A 22,020-nucleotide genomic window follows, 5' to 3' on the forward strand; every position below is an offset into this window, starting at 1 on the left:
CAAAGTCCCTCTCCCTTTCTGGGAGAGGGATTTAGGGTGAGGGCAATGTATTAAGCGACTGGTGAACAAGCTGTATCTCAGCAAAATTGAAAATTCCCGATGCACGAGTTTTCCGAGAAAATCGCAGCGCCATTTTCCCCCCTATTGACAAAAACCCAATTTTGTGATATGCAAGCCCCGTCCTCGGAAAGGGCGGGGAGTATCAAGAATCAATTGGCACTATACTCAAAGCCATGGTCATCAGCATAGCGATGCAAAAATCTCATCACCCGCCCAAAAATATCCTCAGAATCAACCTCAAAAGTACATTCTGCTTTCGAGAGTTCATCATCTCCCACATAGAAGAACTTAACACCTGTGGGACTTACGCGGATTTCTCCTTCTTCATCCCGGAGCCATAAATGGCTAATTTGTTTGCGATAAGCCCTGAGTTTTTCGATCGCCTTGAGTTGTTTAAAGACTAAAACGACAATCTTGGTGTTGCTGTCTCGGCGTTTGCGGAGGCTAACCCCACCCAGTTCCTCGTCAAGTCCATCGATAAACTGGATAGATGTAGACACAACCTATTGCTCCATAGAGTTTAGCCAAAGTTTAACTCGGAATTAAGTAGAAACACTCAAAACCTCATAAAACTTAACTTCTAGGGGTTAGAGAAACTGTTGATTCTACCACCGCCAATCACGCGACCGGGAGTGCTGCGAGGAGAAGTAAAGGGAGCCTGTTGCTGGATCACTTGATTTTGATTATTTGGGTTTAAATTGGTGGGACCGACCACATAGTTATTGGGATTGGGGGTGGCGGGCTGAAAGTTGGGAAAACCACCAGAATTGTCCGTCTGAGGCTGCTGATTGCGCCCAAAAGGATTAGTTCCGGTGTAGTTATATTGTCCGTGGGGGTTAGCGCGGTTGGGAGGTAGCACGGGTGCTGGTGGTAAACCACCTGGCTGGGTTCCAGATAAGGGCTGAGGTAGGGAACGGTTAGTTTGATATGGGTTAGGCGCTACATCAACAGTGGCTGCATTAGTTCCATCAATGGGGGCTACGGTTCTGGGAACCACCCAACTGGCTTCGGGAATTTGAACTGGGGGTGCGTATGCGGGTAGAGGAATACCAGAGGCGGTGTTATTATCCCCATTTGTCGATGATGGGGTAGCCACCTGACTATTGCTGCTTCCAGTGACTATCAGAGGGTTGAACATCCCTTGAGTTTGGGTTTGGGTTTCGCCTTCGGATTCACTTGTTGATGATGAGAAAGACTGACCCATCGCCGCCTGTAGTGGGGTGGGTGCTAAGGGGGAGTTAGTTAGGGTTTCTTGATTGTCCTCCTGGTTAGCTGGGGTTCCCCACCCTAATAAACCAAAGGATGCAGGTCTATTATTTTGGGTATTTTGGGCATTTTGCAGAGCCTGGCTGGTAGCATTAAAGGGACTGGTGGCTGTGGTTTCGGGGAATGGTTCAGGTAGGGTGGTTGTTGCTTCACTCGATCGCAAATTTCGGGAACTCTGGGTTTGGGTATTTTGATCGGACCGAGAGTTACGGCGGCGAACTTCCTCGAATACGTCTTCTCCGCCTTGGATAGGATTGTTAAATAGGCTAACATCCTCCGGGTTGTTTCGGCGTAACTCTTCGAGTAGTAAGCCTGAACTGTCAATTTCGGCAGCGATCGCCAATTCTTCCGGAGATAGTCCGCTTTCGGAGGTTTCCGGTTCCCAGTCAATCCGATAGAGTTCGGGATTTTCTGAAACTTCCCATACAAATATACTCACTAGGGAAATCACACCAATGGGTCCCCACACCCTCGGCTGGGCGATCGCCTTGAGTTTGGCAATAATCGGGTTAACTTGTTTTTCAACATCATGGTTGTGGTCGTGATGTTGATGTTGATGTTGATGTTGATGGTGTTGTTGATGTGACATGATTGATCACCGATTGAGTATAAGGACAGGACTATCCCAGGAATTTGATAAAGCCTTCAGGAACAAGTTGAGCTTCTCCTGACTTAAATCTCTCCACGGGAACCCAGAGGGCTAATTTTTGGCGATCGCCTTCCTTAAATGGGATTTGTTCCTGTTGGTAAAATTGGCGATCAGCAAATTTACATCGATACAGTTGGATAATTTCATGTCCCTGACTACCATTATAAACGAAAATGCTTTCCAGGCAATCTAGGTATTCTATATCAGTAATTTCCGCGTTGAGTTCTTCGAGAAATTCTCGTCGGAGTGCATCTCGACTATGTTCGCCAAAATCTACACCTCCTCCTAAAGCACGATAAAAGGTTATTTGTTTTTCCTGGTCGTATCCCTGAGACACCAAAATGCGATCGTTATCCTCAATTAATCCTAATGCAATTACCCTAATTTTCGGTTTAGCCATGATTCTGAGTTAATTAGATTTTATCGGCAGCATTCAAGAGATACCATCGTTAGCAAAATCAGGATCATGGCGATTCGTTGAGACCGGCCAATCTTGATTTTGTCCCCCAATAATTAACTCTTCTATCGTGACATAATCTTCGCTGAGTTGTTCCAAAGAATTAATCAAAACATCCAAAGCCAAAGCATCACTGGTTCCCAAATCAAACCAACAACGCGCCCACAATCCCTCATATTCTACTTCCCCCATATTGTGCATGAGTGCCATCATAGCATCATGATTTCTGTCATTCTCATAAGTCATATAATTGAGGTCAACCCCCACTTCTTGCACCTGCAATTTTTCGGCATTAAATCCCCCCAATTTTCCCAACAAAAACCAGGAATTAAAAACCTCCTCAATATACTGTCTTTCTATCATGGAAGGAATGGTGCTAAACCTTAACCAAATCCAGACATCAAATTGATTAAACTCTCTAAACTTTACATCCATGATACCAGATGAAACCTCTCTATTTTTGGTCATGATTAAGGCATATTTACCCCCAGTCTGCCATGATATTACCTAAAATAACCGCGACTTATGGGGAAAGGCAGATAGATTTAGTGGGGGGGGGTTGATCAGGCTGTTATAAAGGCGGTAACTGAGTAGGTCCCCATAAACTATTATAATCTCTGATGGTATTGCGTAGGGGATGACAAGGGCGGTCTAAGCTGTCAATATTATTAAGTGTTTTGCACTGCTCATAAAAAATCTGAGCGACAGTCAGCCTAGGAAGTTGATCAGGTTGTGATAATGCTACACTAAAGCTCTGGTAAGCAGCATTCAATAGCTGAGGGTCATTTTTCTGCCTACCGAGAGAGGCGAGAATCTGAGCCTTGAGATAGAACAATTCTGGATGAAAAGGCACTTCTTCTAAGGCTTGGTTAACAATAGTTAAAGCCCGGTCTAATTGGTCAAGATCGCGATAGGCGATCGCAATTCCCCAAAGGGCGAGATAACGAGGACCTGCGTAACGTTCCAGGCGCTCTACAGCAGCCATGGGGTCAGAAAAAGGCAAATTTAAACCGAGAAATAAATCCATATATCCCTTGAGCAAATTTAGCTCTGGGTCTTGAGGATCAATTTGTTCGGCGGCATTCATCAATCGTAGCACAGTTTGCAGCTTATTTAAAGCCTGGGGAGCCCCCTTAATAGTTCCTTGAGTTTGGACAATATAAGCACCCTGTAAAAAATGACCCACCGCCATATAGAGATTTCCCCGTAGAGGGTCAGAAACCATAAGAGATTGAGCAGTTTGCAGAGTTCGGTCGGCGTAGCGTTTCATAGCATCCCAGTCTTGAGCCTGATAAGCTAGAGAGGCTTGGAGAGCAAAAACCATTGGTTCGTTAGTACCAAGCTGTTCAGCCTGTTTGAGGTACTTTTGCGCCTCAACATAGTGTCCTCGCTCAAACATAGCCCGAAAGGCGGCTTCGGTTTGTTCACCCATAACCCTAGGATTATTAGTGCGGAAGGGGTCAGCCGCAGTAGCAGTTAAAGATAACAGAGCGATCGCAATAGGGGTAATACCAAACAGGGTGATAGTTTTGGGGTGAATGGATTTTATAAGATTTGATAAGCTAATCATAGGGATCTTTCCTTGAAAATGCTAATGGGCTGGAGTTTTGCCAAAATTCAGCCCCTAGGTTAATCGAGTCATGCTATCATCTGCACCTAGTTGGTGCCAGGATTGATAGGTTTGAGTAACATTTAGAATTCCTCCAAATGCTATATATCAGAAATTTGCTTTATCATCCGGCCGCCTGCAATGCTCCCATTCTGAATAATATTAATTTAGAACTGCCTCCGCAACAGTTAGGCTTGATTGTGGGCCGTAGCGGTTCTGGTAAAAGTACATTACTAGAAATTTTAGCGGGTCTGGCTCAAAAAACGAAAGGGGATATTCGCTGGCGTGAACAGGAGTTAACTTCTGAACAACTACCACAACTCGCGGGTTTAGTGTTTCAGTTCCCGGAGCGACATTTCTGCGGTGGTTCGATTTTGGAAGAGTTGCGACTGGGACACCCAGAAATCAGACTCGATATGATGCAAAATGCTTTGGGGGAAGTGGGGTTAGAGAGTCTATCTTTAGAAAAGGCTCCCCATTCCCTCAGTGGCGGACAGCAGCGACGGTTAGCCTTAGCGGTACAATTAATCAGACAACCTCATTTATTGATGTTAGATGAGCCGACAGCGGGTTTAGATTGGTCAATGCGGCGGCAGTTGGTGGCTTTGCTGGACAAGTTAAAATCTCACTGGACTTTATTGGTTGTTACCCATGATGCGGGGGATCTGTTGGAAATTGCAGATTGTTGTTGGCGACTTGATCATGGCAATTTGCAACCTGCTGATCCGCAGACTTTGCTGAAAAATGTTGATCCGGCTGTGGTGTAACGATAGTGTTGGAGGAATTGGGTTTGGGGGAAATTCAGTCGGAAGGTTGGGAAACTCTGGGTTGGATACCTAGCGATCGCCAACTGGAAATGTTTAATGTACTCTATGAGCAGATTTTGGCGGGTAATCAACGGCTTAATTTAACCCGCATTACTGATCCGGTGGGGTTTTGGGAAAAGCATTTATGGGATTCTTTGCGGGGGGTCGTACCCTGGTTGTCCGGGGATAAATTGCCTTTGCGGGTGATTGATATTGGTACTGGCGCGGGTTTTCCTGGTGTTCCGATCGCGATCGCTATTCCCACAGCCGAAGTTACATTGCTTGATAGTACCGGTAAGAAAATTGCTTTTTTACAAACTCTCATCCCTCGTCTGGGTCTGGAAAATGCTATCCCCTATTTGGGACGGGTAGAAGCGATCGCTCAACAGTCCGACCATCGCCAAAGTTATGATCTGGTCGTCTTACGCGCTGTCGCTGCTGCTACCGTGGCGGCTGAATATAGTTTACCCCTACTCAAAATTGGCGGCGTGGCGGTACTATATCGCGGTCAATGGACCCCCCCAGAACAGCAGGAGCTACAAAATGCGATCGCTCCCTTGGGCGGTAAACTAGACTCCGTGGAATCCTTTGTCACTCCTGTAACCGAAAGTGTCCGCCACTGCGTCTATTTACGGAAAATTAAACCCACACCCGATCGCTTTCCCCGTCCTGTTGGTATTCCCACCCAAAAACCCCTAGGGTCTCTATCCTCCAACTCGTAGGATGGTAGGGTGCGTCAAAGCCAGGAAATCGCCATGACAACCCGGTGATCAACAACTGACGCACCATTTCCCCTGGCTGGGGCATGATTTGATCAATGATTTAAGGATGTTAAACTCCAGTCAGGGCGGAGGTTTTTTGCACCTCGTAAATAGGGATGATGTACTTGAGTTTTGTGGCTGGGAAAATTGACATGAACGAGTACGCGAATACAGCGTTCTAGGCTACCCTTGACATACATTTGCTGGACATCCAACAGAGGAACATTTTGCCAGTGGGGACGTTCTCTGGCGATCGCCGCCGGAAAAATCGCATCCAAATCGCGAGTCACAGAAAAAGTCGTACTGATAATCTGTTCTGGATCTAACTGGTTGCGAGTTTCCAATTCATCCAGTAGTTCCGTCACCGCTTCGCGAATTGCGTCAATGGAATTTTCCCTAACTGTCGTCGCGCCACGAATCGCTCGAACTTGCCACTCCACGCCAAATCCTCCTATGATGCTTAGTAGTATAGGTTAACGGGTGGTCAAACACCACCTCGCCTGTGATTGCTTAACCCCCTGCGTGGGAATGTTTAAGGTCGATACAGCCACAGGGGTAAACCACTGGTAGACAACTCAAATTCTACCCAATTTCGGGCATCCGAGATCCTGTTAGTCGCCGCCAGATTATTACTGAGAACCCGATTTAATAAAGATTTCGGCTTTTCCAGGGTACAGCATTCAGTTTTATCCGGGTCAAGATTGACCATTTCCGCTGTCCATCGACGCGCATCTTCTTCACTCCCCAAGCGATCGATCACCCCCAACTGTAGGGCTTGTTCTCCCGTAAAAATGCGCCCATCAGCAAAAGATCGCACCGCCTCAATTTCCAAATTTCGAGACTCAGCCACAGTGCTGACAAACTGTTGATAACTCGTATCAATCAATTCTTGAAGAATTTGCTGTTCTGGTTCCGTTAATTCCCGGTCAAAAGCTAAAATATCCTTATAAGGTCCTGATTTTATGACCTTAAAAGAAACGCCAACTTTTTCCAGTAGTCTTTCTAAGTTATTTCCCCGCAAAATTACACCAATACTGCCTGTAATAGTGCCAGGATTAGCCATAATATGTTCAGCCCCCATGCCAATATAAACACCACCAGAGGCAGAAATATTACCAAAACTAGCCACAATTTTGACTTTTTTTCTTAAAGATTTAAGGGCGCTATAAATTTCCTGGGAGTCGCCAACTGTGCCGCCAGGACTATCAATCCTCAGCAGTAGCGCGGGAAATTTCCGTTCTTCAACGGTTTTCAGTGCCTCTAAAACCCGCTTGCGGGTATCACCAGCAATAGCACCACTAATTTCGATGCGAGCAATTTGTTTACGAAAACGAGACTTAAATGGCCAAATCATGAACTTTTGGGGCTTAATCAAATGGGACGGGTATCGCCGAGACCAGCAAACAGCTAAAATGGGCTAAAGCTAAACACCTCGTATATATCGAGGAGTACAGCCACCTTATTTAAGTATAATCCCACGGGGGGCTGTCTTAGCCGATGTTCTCAGCTAAAGTAGACTTTTTGGCAGTTAACCCCTATCATAGAAACAGTAACTTAACAAAACTACATATAGCAGCGGACAGGGAATCGGGAACACCGGACATCAAAAGGCCACCATCTAGGTTTCATCTTGTGTCTACTGCTATAAATAGCACAACTCACCCCCAACGAAATCGGGTGAGTGCAAACTTCAAAGATTCCTGGGAGAAAACTTGCCAATGCTAACAAAGCAGACCAACACGGATTTACCCTTGAAACCATTATTGCTGATCGCGCCATTTTTCCTGTGGGGTACGGCAATGGTAGCCATGAAAGGGGTAATTCCCCACACTACACCCCTATTTATGGCGGGGATGAGATTGGTTCCGGCGGGGGTGTTGGTTCTGTTATTTTGCTTAATCCAAGGAAGACCTCAACCTAAAACCTGGAAAGCCTGGTTATGGATTGGCTTATTTGCTTTGGTCGATGGCGCTTTATTTCAAGGATTCCTGGCTGAGGGACTGGTGAGAACTAATGCGGGTTTGGGTTCGGTGATGATTGACACCCAACCTCTGGCGGTAGCCATTCTCTGTCTGTGGCTGTTTAATGAAAGCATCCGCTTTTGGGGATGGTTAGGGTTGGTCATTGGGGTGATTGGTATTAGTGCCATCGGTTTACCGGATCAGTTGATTTTGGGGTGGTTTAACTTACTACCAGCAGAACAAATGGTCACCTCGCCAATATTAGAAAGTGGGGAATGGTTGATGCTATTGGCCGCTTTGTCAATGGCGGTGGGGACGGTTTTAGTCCGGGGAGTGTGTCGCCACTGTGACCCGGTGGTGGGGACGGGTTGGCACATGATTATTGGCGGTTTGCCTCTATTTATGTTGTCCGGTGGCTGGGAAGCTGACCAATGGGTTAATATTGATGGCGGCGGTTGGATGGCGATCGCTTATTCGACTATTTTTGGTAGTGCGATCGCTTATGGCTTATTCTTTTATTTCGCTTCTAGTGGTTCCCTAACTAGCCTCAGTTCCCTCACTTTCCTAACCCCTATTTTTGCCCTGCTATTTGGTAATCTGTTTTTGGGAGAGGTACTCACTCCTTTACAGTCAATGGGGGTGGGATTAACCTTGGTCAGTATCTATCTGGTCAATCAGAGAGATATCTTGGCTGATAAGTTCAAATTTGGTCACTCTGCTGCTGAGTCTATCCCCTCAGAAACTACTCAACCTATGGAGGTATCCCTACCCGTAAAAATCCCGGAGTCCGAACCTAAATTGTAAACCTGAACTGCGAGCTAAGACTATGAAAGTAGGTGCCAACTATCTAGGAGGCGATCGCTGTGAATTTGTCGTCTGGTCCCCCCTTCGAGAAACTGTCAATCTGCAAATCGAGACACCATCACCTCGGCTAGTTCCCATGACTAAGGATTCTCAGGGATACTGGCGGGTGACCGTTTCTGATGTACCACCAGGGACTCGCTATCGTTATCAACTTGATGGCGATACCATTCGACCTGACCCCGCCTCTCAGTCGCAACCAGAAGATGTACACGGACCCTCTCAGGTAGTTGATCATCATGGCTTTCATTGGGAAGATAGCAACTGGTCAGGAGTCCCGCTGGCTGATTTAATTATCTATGAATTGCACGTTGGCACTTTTACCCCAGAGGGTACTTTTCAAGCTGTTATTTCCCGCATTCCCGAATTATTAGAGTTAGGAATTACCGCCATTGAATTAATGCCGGTTTCCCAGTTTCCTGGTAGTCGGAACTGGGGTTATGATGGCGTTTATCCCTACGGTGTTCAGACTTCCTATGGGGGACCAGAAGGATTAAAAGCTCTCGTTAATGCCTGTCATAAACAGGGAATGGCTGTGGTTTTGGATGTGGTATATAACCACTTCGGACCGGAGGGGAATTATACCCGTGATTTCGGACATTATTTTACTTCTAAATATCAAACACCCTGGGGAAGTGCCATTAACTATGATGATGCGGGTAGTCCGGGGGTGCGGAATTTCGTCTTAGAGAATGTTCTCTATTGGTTCCGCGATTATCATATTGACGCGCTGCGATTAGATGCAATTCATGCTATTTATGACTTTGGCGCTAAACATATTTTAGAGGAAATGTCCGACCGGGTAGCCGCACTATCTGAGGCACAGGGTCGCCAGTTTTACCTAATCGCTGAAAGTGATTTAAATGACGTGAGAATTATTAACCCCAAAAACCTGGGAGGTTATGGGATTGATGCCCAATGGAGTGATGATTTTCACCATGCTTTGAGAACCTTAATTACCGGAGATTTGACCGGGTATTATAAGGATTTTGGCAAATGTGCCGATTTGGCTAAAGCCCTATCCGAGAGTTTTGTCTACTCCTGGGATTATTCCCCTAATCGCGATCGCTATCATGGTAGTTATGCAGGCTCGCGCCCTCCCTCTCAATTTGTGGTATGCTGTCAAAATCATGACCAAATTGGCAACCGGATGTTAGGAGAAAGGTTGTCTCAACTGGCATCCTTGGAAGCCCTAAAATTAGCCGCCGCCACGGTATTGTTATCTCCCTATATTCCTATGTTATTTATGGGCGAAGAGTACGGAGAAACCGCCCCATTTCTGTATTTTATCAGTCACAGTGACCCCGATTTAATTGAGGCAGTTCGCCAGGGGAGAAAATCGGAATTTGAGGAGTTTCACGCCGTCGGAGAACCCCCAGATGCCCAAAGTATTGAGACCTTTAAGCAATCTATTCTCCATTGGGAAAAACGCAGCCAGGGACACCATAAAACCCTCTTAGGTTTCTATCAAAAACTGATTAGCCTACGCCATGAGATTCCCGCTATTAAAAAAGGCGATCGCCAAAGCCAAAAAGTCACCAGCGACGAATCCCAAAAACTAATATCTTCCCATCGGTGGACTGATAACTCTCAAATTTTGTGTATATTGAACTTTAATACACAACCAGTCACCTACCATTTCCAAAATTCTGGTCAAACTTGGCGCAAAAAGTTAGATTCCTCTGATTCTATATGGATGGGTCCAGGTTCTCATCTTCCTGATACCATTAACAATTCCCAGGAAATTACCCTAAACCCCGAAAGTTGTATCCTCTACAACTGTTAAACATCCATTCAGTCAACTACTACTTCCCTCGACATAAATTATGCGTATTCCTGTTGCTACCTACAGAATCCAATTTAACCCTAATTTTGATTTTGAAGATGCCCAAAAAATTGTCCCTTACCTGCAAGAATTAGGCATTTCCGATATCTATGCTTCCCCAATTTTTAAAGCCAGAAGTGGTAGTACCCATGGTTATGATGTCGTTGACCCCAACCAAATTAACCCCGAATTAGGTTCCCCAGAAACCTTTGATGAGTTAATCGAAGAAATCCAAAAACGCGACATGGGATGGGTTCAAGATATCGTCCCTAACCACATGGCTTATGATAGCGAAAATAAGCTATTGATGGATGTGTTAGAACATGGGCCAGATTCCGAATATTTTGATTATTTTGAAATTGATTGGGATCAAGCTTATGAGAACATCAAAGGACGAGTCCTAGCGCCATTATTAGGAGACTTTTATGGCAACTGTTTAGAAAACGGAGAGTTGAAACTTTCCTATAATGAATCCGGGTTAAGTGTCAATTATTACCATCTCAAATTCCCCCTCAGAATTGAATCCTATGCTACCCTCATCAGCTATAAAATTAACACCCTTTCCCAAACCCTAGGAAACCGTCACCCTGATGTAATTAAATTGTTGGGGGTTCTGTATATCCTCAAAAATATTCCCTCCGAAACCTCTAGCCAGCAGCGACGAGACCAGGCGGAATTTGTCAAAAAACTGCTGTGGGAAATTTATCAAGATAATCCAGAGATTCAGAAATTCATTGACGAAAATCTTGATTTCTTTAATGGGGATACCGGGAAAAGGGAGACTTTTAATCTCTTGGATAACCTGTTATCTGATCAATTTTTCCGCCTGTCATTTTGGAAGGTCGGCGCAGAAGAATTAAACTATCGCCGCTTTTTTACCGTTAATGAATTGATTTGTGTTAGGGTCGAAGATTATAAGGTTTTTCAACGCACCCATGATTTAATTGGTGAGTTTGTCAAGTCCGGTAAATTTACCGGATTAAGAATTGACCATATTGATGGACTTTATAACCCAGTTCAATATCTGCGCTGGCTGCGGGAAAAAACCGGAGAGATTTATATTGTCGTTGAAAAAATCCTGGAATTAGAGGAAAAATTACCCGCTAACTGGCCGATTCAGGGAACCAGTGGTTATGAGTTTTTGAATTATGTCAATGGCTTATTTTGCCAGAGTAAAAATCAGGAAAGGTTTAATCAAATCTATGCCCAAATGACCGGACTTGCCAGAGATTATAATGATTTATTGGTCGCGAAAAAACGGCTAATTGCTGATAAGAATTTGGCGGGAGATGCTGATAATTTGGCACAGTTACTCAAGCGGGTTTGTGGTGATTATCGCTACGGACGAGATTTCACTTTAGTAGGTCTAAAAACTGCGATTATGGAGTTTTTGGTCAGGTTTCCGGTCTATCGGACTTATATTAATCAGGAAGGTGTGGGAGACGATGACCGCGCCTATGTGCAACAGGCGATTCGGGAAGCTAAGGGGAAATTGCCGGAACTTTTGAATGAGCTTAATTTGATGGAAAAGTTCCTGTTTCTTGATTATGATGAGTTTTTGAGTGAGGAAAATCAACAGTTGTGGCTGCGTTTTGTGATGAAATTGCAGCAGTTTTCCGGTCCGTTAACGGCTAAGGGAATTGAAGATACTCTGTTTTATGTTTATTACCGATTTTTGGCGTTAAATGAGGTGGGAGGTGCGCCTAATCATTTCGGTATTTCTCTGGAAGAATTCCACCAGTTTAATCAGCAACGTCTGGACAGTTGGCCCCATGCCATGAATGCGACGGCTACCCATGACACCAAGCGAGGGGAAGATGTCCGATCGCGTTTAAATGTCATTTCAGAAATACCTGATCAGTGGGAAGAAAGGGTGAAGGTTTGGTCACAGTTGAACCTTGTTCATAAAACCAAAATTGATAGCAAGATAATTCCCGATCGCAATGATGAATATTTCCTCTATCAGACTTTGGTCGGTTCTTTCCCCTTCCTAGAAGAAGAATATCCTGAGTATATCCAACGGATTAAAGATTATGTCGTTAAAGCAGTCCGGGAAGCTAAAGTACATACGGCTTGGTTACGACCAGATACTGATTATGAAAATGGCTTTGTGAATTTTGTCGAGCAAATCCTGGATTTCTCGGAGGATAATAAATTTTGGCAGGAGTTCCGACCCTTCCAAGAAAAAGTCGCTTTTTATGGCGTGTTTAATTCCCTGTCTCAGACTCTACTCAAGTTAATCAGTCCTGGACTACCCGATATTTATCAGGGGACAGAATTATGGGATTTAAGTTTAGTTGATCCAGACAACCGTCGTCCCGTCGATTTTGATGGTCGCCTGTCCTATCTCCAGGAAATTAAGCGACGATCGCGCACGGGAATGGAGAATTTAATTGATGATTTAATGGCGACTTGGGAAGATGGTCGTTTAAAGTTGTTTTTAATTGCGCGGGTTTTACAAGCCAGACAGGAATATCTGGAGGTATTCCAACAGGGAGACTATCAACCTGTAGCCGTAACTGGTAAATATAGCGATCGCATTATAGCTTTAGGGCGCAGTCATGGTAAACAGACAGCGATCGCCATTGTACCGAGGTTTTTGACCGATGTTATAGAACCCCCCCAATTTCCCCTAGGTGATATTTGGGGAGATACGGCTATAATTGTTCCAGAAGGTAGTGGGTCTAATTGGCATGAAGCGATCGTCAATCATGACATAGCCGCCAGTCCCAACATTCTCGTAAGTCAAATTCTCCAGTATTTCCCCGTCGGTTTACTGATTAATGAATCAGTCCCCATTTCCGACAAATAATTCCCTAGTCTCCTTGGGGGTATTCTTCCCATAACTTTGTCTTTTGGCGAATACTCCCATAATTACCATTCCCCAAAATCAGGTGGTCCAGGATAGGTAAAGACAATAATTGACCCCCTTCCAGAAGTAGGCGGGTCAACTCAAGATCTTGATAACTAGGTTCAACATTTCCTGAAGGGTGATTATGAGCAATAATCAGACGGGTGGCATTGTGTTTGAGTACCTCCCGGAAAATGTCACGGGGATGAGCCAGGGTTTCTGTAGCCGTTCCTATGGTCAACAGCTTAGTTCCCAATAGGCGGTTTTTCACATCCATTAACAAGATAGCAAATCTTTCTTGTGTCTGCCACATCAAATTATGGCTGAGAGCATTAGCAGCCACCAGGGGACTGTCAATGACCGTCAATTCCGGGGGTTTAGATAGAAAGACTCGCTTTCCCAATTCGATCGCAGCTAGGATAGTGGTAGCCTTAGCCGGACCTACTCCGTCAATTTTAGTAAGTTCCGTGACGCTGATATTTGGCATCACGGAGAGGGGATCTTTCTGATACTGGCTGAGTTCCTTTAATATGTATTGTCCCAGACCAACCGACGAGAGTTTCCCTTTTCCCTGACCTGTTCCCAGCAAAATCGCTATTAATTCTGCCGTAGAGAGGCTTTGGGGTCCCAAAGCCATTAATCTTTCACGGGGTCTCTCACTCGTAGGGATATCCGCAACTCTGAGGCTGTAGGTCATGCCATAATTTACACTCGTAAGTTAGATGAAGCATTCCCCGATTGTAGCCCACAAATGACCAGTTAATTCCGAAATAAAAATAAAATTCCCCCGAATAGGGGGAATTGATTTAGGTCTTGCCTTTTTCAGGGATAGAAGCGATCGCTTTTGGTTTTTGGTAGCTTACGCCACCCCCAATCGCCTATCGCTCCTCAACCCCTATGTCACTAAATAATCAGAAAGTCATTGTTGCTAAGAACCGGGAAGGTTCCATCCGGGAACTGATTGAACACAGCAACAAAAAATACTCCTTCGTCCAGACTGCCGTTTTCATCGTACTTCAGCACACCAAACTCTTGTTCATAAATTAGCACTGGGGTATTAATGTTCGCATCCGAATCCTGATAAACGCCAGTTTCCAAGACAATAAACTGGCTGTCTCCAAGTCGATTGATAGATACTCCCGGAAGCGGAGCAAAGCCAAAGCCAGGAACATCTAAACCAGTGTTAGGGTCTCTGCTAGAGTCTCTGAAAAACACCAGTCGGTCATTACCACCTTGATTAAAGTCGGTAATAAAGTCTACATCCGCAAAAACGTCAGATTCAGGATCATCAGGTGTTACCGATGCAAGCGACCGATAGACGAACTGGTTGTTACCCTCACCACCAAATAAGATGTTTTTACCGGAGCCACCTTCGAGGGTATCATCACCACCGCCACCGATGAGAGTATCATTGCCATCGCCACCTAACAGCAGGTCATTACCTGATCCGGTAACAATCAGGTCATTGCCCCTACTACCCTCAATGGTATTGTTACCCTCAAGGTTGGTAATGCTTACGCCCTCATTACCTTCGCTAAAGAATTGAAGATTAGCTGCAGTGATACTGTCATCACCCAGCATATTGGCAGTATCAGATAACAAGATGTCATTGGTAGTTCCCAATACAATGGTATCGTTACCAGAGCCACCAGCGATAACGTTAGTGATAGTATCGTCACCAACAGGCAACCCCCCTTCACCTACATCAGGAGCCTCACGGGTAGGATCTACGGCGTGAATTAAGTCATTACCAGCCCCACCAAACAGGCTAACGGTAATCTCTTGGGGAATAGTATTGGTGTTAAACCACTGGCGACCGTCCAGGGTGTTGTTGCCACTGCCACCGTCCATCAAACTGAAGAGTTGCCCCACCAGGCTATCATTGCCTTCACCACCAAATAGGGAGTCACCCAAAAATGCAGATACTAAGGTATCGTTACCTTTACCACCATCTAGGATGCTACCTCCCGCAAAACCTGGTAGGGAACTATTACCCTGGGTGGTTCGTATGTTTGAGCGGTTAGTGGATAGGAAGTCATCTCCGTCGCCGCCCAATAGGGTATCCTCAGCGGCAAAACTCATAATCGTATCGTTACGAGCACCACCAACTAGGGAGTTCTGGCCTTCTCCGAATCTGCCGATGGGGCCCATAATTAAATTGTTACCAGCACTAATTGAATCGTCATCAGCACCACCCACCATGGTTACTTGGGTGATACCAATCAGGGAGGGCTCAGTATCAAAGGGGGTAACAACACTCTGGGTCAGAGGATCAAAAGCGGATGGGCCAATACCAGTAACCTGTCCATATGCCCTAGGGTCTTGAATTCTGAGGATGTTTGCAGCTGCTAGGGTGTCGTTACCTTGATCCCCAGAAAGGTACGAGCCGCTGCCAACTCCCACAATGAAGTCGTTATCTTGACCACCATAGAGACTATCTCCTCTGTTGATCCCAACAATCGTGTCATTGCCAATGTTGCCGTTAACCCAGTTGTTACCTTGGTTAGCACCACCAACGGCAGGGGGAACCGCTAGACCAACATTGCTCTGACCAGAGGCGTTGTAGAAACCGATTCGGTCATTTCCTTTACCCCCGTAGATGGTGTCATTACCCTGCAAACCACCTAATATCGTGTCTTCATCCTGATTCCCAAACATGAGGTTGCCGCCAGCGACTGCAACTAGCAAGTCTCTTCCGGCTCCTCCATACAGGGTTGCTGGTAGTTCAGCGACGATGGTATCGCGACCGTCTCCACCCACTAAAGCCACCCCAGCAGCACGACCTAACAGAGAGTCATTACCAGGGCCACCAAATAGGGTATCATCGGGGCCACGAGCTACCAGGACATCATTTCCACTAACGTCACTGCCAACTAGGCTATCTCCATAAACCAGACTACCTCCCAGGGTTGAGGTGAAAATGGTGTCGTTTCCTCCAAGACCCAGGATTGTGTCTGGTCTAGGGGCAAAAGGTGCGTCCTGATTATATTGATCAGGTCCGCTAGTTAAAAAGGTTGGACCTCTTCCAGATGTCATTTTGTTTCACTCCTCCGCAATGATGTTTTTTGATCCGTTGGGACTACAGACACTGCCTGAAACACCAGAGATTGTTCCGCAGTAGTTTAACCTTTTTACCTCAGCAAGTCTAGTCCCTTCCCCACTGTTCTGTCTACAATGTCTGTAGTGTGGTTAGGATTGCTTGGGTGTATTATGGTTGGTTCTTGGATCAATTTCTCCAGAATTGTCTTGTAATCATTAAGATTATCTTGGCTACTTTTGCTGTTGGGACGAAATATATCGCTACTATGTTCCTGCCCACTCCTGATTTCAGCCAGTTTGAGCCGAAAACGGTGTTATAAGCACGGTGATAAGATTTCGCTCAGATATGATTTTATGGCCGGGAACTCCTCCTTTTTTCGTCTAGCTCACAGGTCTATTTGATGGGAATTATATGTTATTTCTGACCACCAACTTCGCTGCACCCAAATTAGATAATCTGGGGTCAAAGTTTCCGGTTAGGGAAACCTTGATCGCCTATGCAATGACTGGCTGGGAGGAAATCTGTTCCCCAGAGGTGGGCTGGGATTTTTGAGCGACTTGTTCGATCAGTTGCAGTTGTTTTGACAACAATTTGGACAGATCATAACGCTCTAGGACTGTTTCCCTGGCTCGGACTCGCAAATCTGCCATGCGGTTGGGGTGGTCTAATACCTCATCAACCCGGTCGGCGATTTGTTTGGGGGAAAAGAAATCGACCAGTAAGCCGTTGTAGCCATCTTGAATCACCTCCCGAATAGGGGGGGTGTCGGAACCAATGACTAGACAACCGGTGGAAAGGCTTTCTATCATAGACCAAGACAATACAAAGGGTCGAGTTAAGTATACATGGACTGCAGAGGCTTGAATCACTTTCAGGTATTGGCCATAGGGCAAGGGACCGACAAAGTGAATCCTAGATAGATCCAGGGGGATCTGAGCCAGCATTTTGTCTTTGTAACTCATGCCATTGGGTAAGGATTTACCGTAGCAAACTCTCTCGGATCCGACAACTACTACATGGCAGTTTGGTCGTCTTTCCTGTATGTACGCCACGGCTTCGATAAATTCTGGAAAACCCCTATAAGGTTCCATACCACGCGCTACATAGGTGACTATCTCATCAACTTGACTCAAGTCTAAATTAGGTAGTACCAATTTAGCGCTGGGGTCGGGTTTAAAGTAGGTGGTATCTACGCCGTCATGAATGACGGAGATTTTCGATTGGAGTTCCGAGGGAAATTGCGATCGCTGCCAATAGGTGGGTGAAATCCCCCAATCACAGGAGTATAGGTCAATTAAAATCGGGCAATTTTTGACTCTAATCCTAGCCATATCATCAACGGTGAGGGGGTCGGCGGGGTCAAAGTCGGCATCGGAACCTTTAGCCTTATAAAACCACTCGAAATAACACAGTAAAGGGGTATCGGGAAAAGCCTCTTTGATGAAGAGGGTGGGACCCCAACCGGAGTGACCGCAGACGATATCGGGAACAAAACCCATGGATTTGAGTTTCTCAGCCATCCGATAGACGGCTTGACCATATATTACAGCACTTTCTATTCCCCGCAAATATTGGTGAGTTTCCGGGGCGCTGTCCCGGTTGGGGGTGAATAGGGCTTTAGTAACTCCGGGAATTTTCCATTCTGGGCGTTCGTATTTGGTACCGAAAATGATTTGATTATTGGGGTCTGCACCCAGGGCGGTGATAATATGTCGATATTGGGCGGGAAAGTTGGGATGTAGGAATAATGCTCGCATAATCAAGAAATAGTTGGGCTATGAAGTGATACTGACTGTGGGGGAAACGGGGGCGCGACAGATCCAAACGCAGTCACGGGGTACGGTGGTGGTGTCTTTGTGTAAGATTTCGTAGCCGATATGGCTGAGAAATTTAGCCATCAGGTTGTCGGTCATTATGGAAAAGGCGGTTCCTTGTCTACGTCCCAGCAGGTTCTGATCCCAATCTACTAGGAATTTCTGCCAACCGAGGTCACTGAGGGTGTTGGTGTGGTGGAATATACACAGGCGATCGCCTTTTAGTAGGGGTGGAATGCGGGTTAGATAGTTAAAAATATCACGGGGTTCGATGTGAACCATGGTGTCATAACAGAAACATACATCCAGGGAGGCTGGCGGAATGCGGTCTAGGGTAATGCCATCTAGTTTTACATAGTTTACTCTGTCTTCTCCCAGGCGATCGCGGGTAGCTTTTAACATTTCATGGGAGATATCCGCACAGGTAAGGCGATCGCAATATTTCAGCAGTAGGGCTGCTGTTTTACCGCCGCCAATGCCAATTTCTAGCACTCTATGCTGTTTCTGGATATACGGGGCGATAAATGTATTTTCTATAATTTGCTCATACTCAGCCCGTGATTGGGCCGCTCCTGCTGCTTTACCAATCCACTCATCACCGATATGATTAAAGTCGGGGTTGGTACTTACCCACGTTTGGGCGTAGTCATCCCAAGCGCCTTCATAGTCTATTTTCATGGTATCGCTCACGGTTTTGGGTTTAACCTCCTGGGGGGGTAAAGTTGACAGGTTTAACTTCTCGTGACTATCCCAACCTAAATCTTGGCCTAGAAATTCTCGTAGTTTGAGATTGTAGGGTTGGAAGTAAGCCTCCAATTGTTCGCGCAACTGCGGGGAAACTGGGGAATAGTTCCCAGCATTGTAGCGATTGTAGTTGCCTTGGTGATAAGGGGGAAGGTCTAGGAAGTTAAATACTTGGTTAACTACGGTGTCGGGGTGGGTGTATAGATCTTCACTGCGGATAATCAGAAATTGGGCTCTGGGAAATATGGCCATCCATCTTTGTAATTGTTGGACATAGATACCTCGGTCAAGGTAACTATAGTGTTGATGGTTGAAACTGTAATAGGTTCCGTTGGCGCTGAGTTTTTCTTGTTCCCCTTCCAGCCGCCCGGCTTCCGCTGCGATCGCTTTTTCTAAGGATAGGGGTTCACAGCCTAGCTTCACTTCCCAGTAATAGTGAGAAATGGCCCGGTCTACGGGGTTCCTCAGTAGCACAATTAGTTTCACCTGGGGAGAATACTGGTGCAGTCTCTGGGGAACTGCGGGATGATATAAATAATAGGGCGACCCTTCCCCAGTTAGTTGCTGGGGGTGAGGTAGGCGGGGAAATTGGGATTGATACCACTGGGGTGGTTGATGGTAGTTGAGGGTGAAATAGTGAATTTCTTTGCTGGCTGCGGGGATAATTTGCGGATGTTGACAGAGATACTGATACAGAGAATTTGTCCCGCCTTTCTGGGTTCCGATAATTATAAAGTGCGGCGGCGGTGCGATCGCTTTAGTTTCATCTGGGGTCAAAGACAAAGGACTCTCTCCGGGTTCCATTACCACTATTTACTATTTCCTCAATGGCCAATTTCTCTAGCGATCGTACACTAAATTCAGCTACAATCACCACGTCCCCGACAGTATTTTGGCGATTGAAACCATGTCAACGGAAACTATAGAGGCGGAACCCTTACTGTATCAGTATCGTAGATTTTTTGCTAATCAGTATCTCCATGGAGATGGCATTGAAGTGGGGGCGCTTAATCACCCTCTAGCTTTACCAGAAACTGCCAGAATTAAATATGTCGATCGCCTCTCGGTAGCAGACCTCAGACGGCATTATCCTGAGTTGGCTGATGAACCTCTAGTGGAGGTTGATATTATTGACAATGGAGAACATCTCCAAACTGTTGAGGAAGCCAGCCAGGATTTTGTCATTGCTAATCATTTTATTGAACATTGTCAAGACCCGATTACCACCATTGAAAATCTACTCCGGGTTCTCAAAAAAGGCGGGATTCTCTATCTGGCGGTTCCCGACAAACGCTACTCTTTTGATAGCGATCGGCCTATTACTTCCTTTGAACATCTGTTGAAAGATTATCAGGAAGGCCCCGACAATTCTAAGGTCAGTCACTATCAAGAATGGGCGGAATTAGTGCTTAAAGAAACTGATAAATCTCAGGTTCAGGATATTGTCAAAAAGTTAATTAAACGCGATTTTAGCATTCATTTCCATGTGTGGGAGTCTCGGAACTTTTTGGATTTCTTGGTTTCCCTGAAAAACCACCTTAATTTTCCCTTAGAGGTTCAGCGCTTATTTCAAAACTCATATGAGTTTATTACCATTTTGACTAAATCCAGATAGGCATCCCTTCGGGGTAGCGTCAGACCTGAAGCATAAAGTCAGGCGGAAATCATCTCTGACGCACCCCCATTTCAAGGGGATATTTACAGCAATTTTTTAAGTAGGGAAGTAAGGCTCTCTCCTAATTTTAACACATCTTGCTGTTGTTGTTCATCTTTCAGATTGCCATCGGTGTCAAAAATCTGATAGCCATTGGGTAAAGTCTTCTGTTCGGGAATTACTAAGACACCAATACTTTCTAAAATAGACCGCACATGAAACAAGCCCCTTAAACCTCCTAAACCACCCGGAGAAGTTGCCATTAAAGCAGCTACTTTTCCGCGAAAACAGGTTAAGGCTAAAGGGGGTTCTCCCGGTTCTGAACGGGAAGCCCAATCAATCGCATTTTTCAGTAAAGGAGTAATTGAACTGTTGTATTCGGGAGAGGCAATTAAAAAGCCGTGATGGGTTTTTAATAATTGCTTAAATTGCAGCACCGTTTCCGGTAATCCTTCCCGGTCTTGCAAGTCTTGGTCAAACAGGGGCATCGGCAAATCTTGGAAGTCGATAAAAGTAACTTCCGCCCCGGCTTGTCTGGCTCCTTCGGCAGCAATTTTGACCAGTTTTTTATGCAAAGAAGCCTCGCGTTTACTGCCAGCAAATGCCAAAATTTTGGGTGTTGTTTCCATGATATTCTAGTTGGTATAATCTGAGGGTACGGCTAAATCAAATAGCAGGATTTCCGCCGGGTCTGATGTGCCGGTTAATCGGATTATATGGGTTTCATCGGCGGCGGGAGTTATGGCGACTCCATCTCCCTGACTGAGAGTGCGATCGCCTAAAACTACCGAACCCCTAGCTATTTGAATCCAGGCAACTCTTCCCGGTTTTATGGTATAATTTATCTGGTCATCTTCGGTAGTTAATTTAGCCCCATATAGTTCCACATCCTGATGAATAGTGACCGAACCATTCCGACCGTCAGGAGAACCCAATAATTGCAGTTGACCCCACTGTTCAGCCTCAGAAAAGGCTTTTTGTTCATAGCTAGGGGGGAGTCCATTTTCATTAGGAATAATCCAAATTTGCAACAGGTGAACTGGTTGAGTTTCCGACCCATTAAATTCGCTATGATAAATGCCAGTTCCTGCAGTCATCCGTTGCACTTCTCCCGGTCGAATTACCGAACCATTACCGAGGCTATCTTGGTGTTCTAGGGTCCCCGATAACACATAGGTAATGATTTCCATATCTTGATGGGAGTGGGTTTTAAATCCGCCTCTGGGTTGGATATGGTCCTCATTAATTACTCGCAGGGTAGCGAAACTAATATGATTGGGATCATAATATTGACCAAAGGAAAAGGTATGGCGACTATCTAGCCAGTCTAACTTTACTTGGCCGCGATCGCCACTAGGCCGAATTTCGATCATAAAATTATCCCGGCTTTAGATAATAGTGATTTGTGGGCAACTATTGATATCATAATACACAACTCGATTATCTGCTTAATCAACTATCCGAGAATAATCGAGAATTGGCAATCAATAATATGGGGTGGGTGGGCCAGGTTTACCAATATGCTGGTATCCAATGTAATTGACCCCAGTGTTTATGGCGTGGGTGGGGCGGGTTTACCAATATCCTGGTATCCAATGTAATTGACCCCAGTGTTTATGGCGTGGGTGGGGCGGGTTTACCAATATCCTGGTATCCAATGTA

Annotated in this window: 19 protein-coding genes; 6 read left to right on the plus strand and 13 right to left on the minus strand. The window is 45.5% G+C overall.

Going from position 1 to position 22,020, the window contains the following annotated elements; genetic code table 11:
• Positions 1-209: 209 nt before the first annotated feature.
• From psb28 to ACTIE0_RS14565, 5 genes are all read right to left on the minus strand, one after another.
• Entirely contained in the window at positions 210-560 is a 351-nt protein-coding gene (gene psb28, locus ACTIE0_RS14545) for a photosystem II reaction center protein Psb28 (RefSeq protein WP_006622421.1), read from the minus strand.
• Between the two features lie 80 nt (positions 561-640).
• Positions 641-1,915, minus strand: a complete 1,275-nt coding sequence (locus ACTIE0_RS14550; protein ID WP_006670053.1) for a hypothetical protein — start codon at positions 1,913-1,915, stop codon at positions 641-643.
• A 31-nt stretch (positions 1,916-1,946) separates the two neighbouring features.
• Positions 1,947-2,375, minus strand: coding sequence for an NUDIX hydrolase (locus tag ACTIE0_RS14555; protein WP_006622423.1), 429 nt, complete (start codon positions 2,373-2,375; stop codon positions 1,947-1,949).
• Between the two features lie 33 nt (positions 2,376-2,408).
• Positions 2,409-2,867, minus strand: a complete 459-nt coding sequence (locus ACTIE0_RS14560) for a DUF3531 family protein (RefSeq protein ID WP_174447170.1) — start codon at positions 2,865-2,867, stop codon at positions 2,409-2,411.
• Positions 2,868-3,003: 136 nt separating this feature from the next.
• Complete coding sequence (locus ACTIE0_RS14565) at positions 3,004-4,002, minus strand: Sll0314/Alr1548 family TPR repeat-containing protein (protein ID WP_006670052.1); 999 nt, start codon at positions 4,000-4,002, stop codon at positions 3,004-3,006.
• A 137-nt stretch (positions 4,003-4,139) separates the two neighbouring features.
• Here ACTIE0_RS14565 and ACTIE0_RS14570 point away from each other — a divergent pair, with 137 nt between their 5' ends.
• Both ACTIE0_RS14570 and rsmG read left to right on the plus strand, forming a co-directional pair.
• A complete protein-coding gene (locus ACTIE0_RS14570; protein ID WP_006617410.1) occupies positions 4,140-4,808 on the plus strand; it encodes an ABC transporter ATP-binding protein in 669 nt (222 codons plus the stop codon).
• Positions 4,809-4,813: 5 nt separating this feature from the next.
• Positions 4,814-5,569 (plus strand): 16S rRNA (guanine(527)-N(7))-methyltransferase RsmG, encoded by a 756-nt coding sequence (gene rsmG, locus ACTIE0_RS14575; protein WP_006670051.1) that lies wholly within the window; start codon positions 4,814-4,816, stop codon positions 5,567-5,569.
• 92 nt (positions 5,570-5,661) lie between these two features.
• Here rsmG and aroH read toward each other — a convergent pair whose 3' ends face one another.
• Both aroH and sppA read right to left on the minus strand, forming a co-directional pair.
• Complete coding sequence (aroH, locus tag ACTIE0_RS14580) at positions 5,662-6,048, minus strand: chorismate mutase (RefSeq protein ID WP_006670050.1); 387 nt, start codon at positions 6,046-6,048, stop codon at positions 5,662-5,664.
• Between the two features lie 92 nt (positions 6,049-6,140).
• Complete coding sequence (gene sppA, locus ACTIE0_RS14585; protein WP_006622428.1) at positions 6,141-6,962, minus strand: signal peptide peptidase SppA; 822 nt, start codon at positions 6,960-6,962, stop codon at positions 6,141-6,143.
• Positions 6,963-7,326: 364 nt separating this feature from the next.
• Between sppA and ACTIE0_RS14590 the strand changes: the two genes are divergently transcribed.
• Genes ACTIE0_RS14590 through treY form a run of 3 tightly spaced genes read left to right on the plus strand, consistent with a single transcriptional unit; the run spans position 7,327 to position 13,067 of the window.
• The gene (locus tag ACTIE0_RS14590) at positions 7,327-8,373 is read left to right on the plus strand and encodes a DMT family transporter (protein ID WP_006670049.1); all 1,047 of its coding nucleotides are present in this window, start codon (positions 7,327-7,329) and stop codon (positions 8,371-8,373) included.
• A gap of 22 nt (positions 8,374-8,395) precedes the next feature.
• On the plus strand, positions 8,396-10,216 hold the full coding sequence (gene treZ / locus ACTIE0_RS14595) for a malto-oligosyltrehalose trehalohydrolase (protein ID WP_006670048.1): 1,821 nt from the start codon (positions 8,396-8,398) through the stop codon (positions 10,214-10,216).
• A gap of 40 nt (positions 10,217-10,256) precedes the next feature.
• Positions 10,257-13,067 (plus strand): malto-oligosyltrehalose synthase, encoded by a 2,811-nt coding sequence (gene treY / locus ACTIE0_RS14600; protein ID WP_006670047.1) that lies wholly within the window; start codon positions 10,257-10,259, stop codon positions 13,065-13,067.
• Between the two features lie 4 nt (positions 13,068-13,071).
• Here treY and radC read toward each other — a convergent pair whose 3' ends face one another.
• The 4 genes from radC to ACTIE0_RS14620 all read right to left on the minus strand — a co-directional run bounded on the left by radC (position 13,072) and on the right by ACTIE0_RS14620 (position 19,508).
• Positions 13,072-13,803, minus strand: coding sequence for a RadC family protein (gene radC, locus ACTIE0_RS14605; protein WP_006670046.1), 732 nt, complete (start codon positions 13,801-13,803; stop codon positions 13,072-13,074).
• A gap of 206 nt (positions 13,804-14,009) precedes the next feature.
• Positions 14,010-16,142: a calcium-binding protein gene (locus ACTIE0_RS14610; RefSeq protein ID WP_006670045.1), complete on the minus strand. Its 2,133-nt coding sequence runs from the start codon at positions 16,140-16,142 to the stop codon at positions 14,010-14,012.
• Between the two features lie 498 nt (positions 16,143-16,640).
• Positions 16,641-17,903: a glycosyltransferase family 4 protein gene (locus ACTIE0_RS14615; RefSeq protein ID WP_006670044.1), complete on the minus strand. Its 1,263-nt coding sequence runs from the start codon at positions 17,901-17,903 to the stop codon at positions 16,641-16,643.
• 18 nt (positions 17,904-17,921) lie between these two features.
• Complete coding sequence (locus ACTIE0_RS14620; protein ID WP_006670043.1) at positions 17,922-19,508, minus strand: sulfotransferase domain-containing protein; 1,587 nt, start codon at positions 19,506-19,508, stop codon at positions 17,922-17,924.
• A gap of 103 nt (positions 19,509-19,611) precedes the next feature.
• Here ACTIE0_RS14620 and ACTIE0_RS14625 point away from each other — a divergent pair, with 103 nt between their 5' ends.
• Positions 19,612-20,319, plus strand: coding sequence for a methyltransferase domain-containing protein (locus ACTIE0_RS14625; RefSeq protein WP_006670042.1), 708 nt, complete (start codon positions 19,612-19,614; stop codon positions 20,317-20,319).
• 83 nt (positions 20,320-20,402) lie between these two features.
• On the opposite strand, the gene ACTIE0_RS14630 is transcribed toward ACTIE0_RS14625, so the two are convergent.
• Complete coding sequence (locus ACTIE0_RS14630; protein ID WP_006622438.1) at positions 20,403-20,987, minus strand: NADPH-dependent FMN reductase; 585 nt, start codon at positions 20,985-20,987, stop codon at positions 20,403-20,405.
• Positions 20,988-20,993: 6 nt separating this feature from the next.
• Positions 20,994-21,731 carry a pirin family protein gene (locus ACTIE0_RS14635; protein WP_006622439.1) on the minus strand — a complete coding sequence of 246 codons (738 nt, stop codon included), beginning with the start codon at positions 21,729-21,731 and terminating at the stop codon, positions 20,994-20,996.
• Between the last annotated feature and the right edge of the window lie 289 nt (positions 21,732-22,020).

Origin of the sequence: Limnospira sp. (assembly GCF_051859755.1) — a bacterium.
GTDB lineage: Bacteria > Cyanobacteriota > Cyanobacteriia > Cyanobacteriales > Microcoleaceae > Limnospira > Limnospira fusiformis.

Excerpts from the sequence above, each read along its gene's own strand:
- ACTIE0_RS14555 (WP_006622423.1), bottom strand. The coding sequence starts at position 2,375 with ATGGCTAAACCGAAAATTAGGGTAATTGCATTAGGATTAATTGAGGAT.
- ACTIE0_RS14550 (WP_006670053.1), bottom strand. The coding sequence starts at position 1,915 with ATGTCACATCAACAACACCATCAACATCAACATCAACATCAACATCAC.
- ACTIE0_RS14615 (WP_006670044.1), bottom strand. The coding sequence starts at position 17,903 with ATGCGAGCATTATTCCTACATCCCAACTTTCCCGCCCAATATCGACAT.
- ACTIE0_RS14635 (WP_006622439.1), bottom strand. The coding sequence starts at position 21,731 with ATGATCGAAATTCGGCCTAGTGGCGATCGCGGCCAAGTAAAGTTAGAC.
- treZ (WP_006670048.1), top strand. The coding sequence starts at position 8,396 with ATGAAAGTAGGTGCCAACTATCTAGGAGGCGATCGCTGTGAATTTGTC.
- ACTIE0_RS14620 (WP_006670043.1), bottom strand. The coding sequence starts at position 19,508 with ATGGAACCCGGAGAGAGTCCTTTGTCTTTGACCCCAGATGAAACTAAA.
- ACTIE0_RS14570 (WP_006617410.1), top strand. The coding sequence starts at position 4,140 with ATGCTATATATCAGAAATTTGCTTTATCATCCGGCCGCCTGCAATGCT.
- radC (WP_006670046.1), bottom strand. The coding sequence starts at position 13,803 with ATGACCTACAGCCTCAGAGTTGCGGATATCCCTACGAGTGAGAGACCC.
- ACTIE0_RS14630 (WP_006622438.1), bottom strand. The coding sequence starts at position 20,987 with ATGGAAACAACACCCAAAATTTTGGCATTTGCTGGCAGTAAACGCGAG.
- ACTIE0_RS14610 (WP_006670045.1), bottom strand. The coding sequence starts at position 16,142 with ATGACATCTGGAAGAGGTCCAACCTTTTTAACTAGCGGACCTGATCAA.
- ACTIE0_RS14590 (WP_006670049.1), top strand. The coding sequence starts at position 7,327 with ATGCTAACAAAGCAGACCAACACGGATTTACCCTTGAAACCATTATTG.
- ACTIE0_RS14625 (WP_006670042.1), top strand. The coding sequence starts at position 19,612 with ATGTCAACGGAAACTATAGAGGCGGAACCCTTACTGTATCAGTATCGT.
- sppA (WP_006622428.1), bottom strand. The coding sequence starts at position 6,962 with ATGATTTGGCCATTTAAGTCTCGTTTTCGTAAACAAATTGCTCGCATC.
- ACTIE0_RS14560 (WP_174447170.1), bottom strand. The coding sequence starts at position 2,867 with ATGGATGTAAAGTTTAGAGAGTTTAATCAATTTGATGTCTGGATTTGG.
- treY (WP_006670047.1), top strand. The coding sequence starts at position 10,257 with ATGCGTATTCCTGTTGCTACCTACAGAATCCAATTTAACCCTAATTTT.
- ACTIE0_RS14565 (WP_006670052.1), bottom strand. The coding sequence starts at position 4,002 with ATGATTAGCTTATCAAATCTTATAAAATCCATTCACCCCAAAACTATC.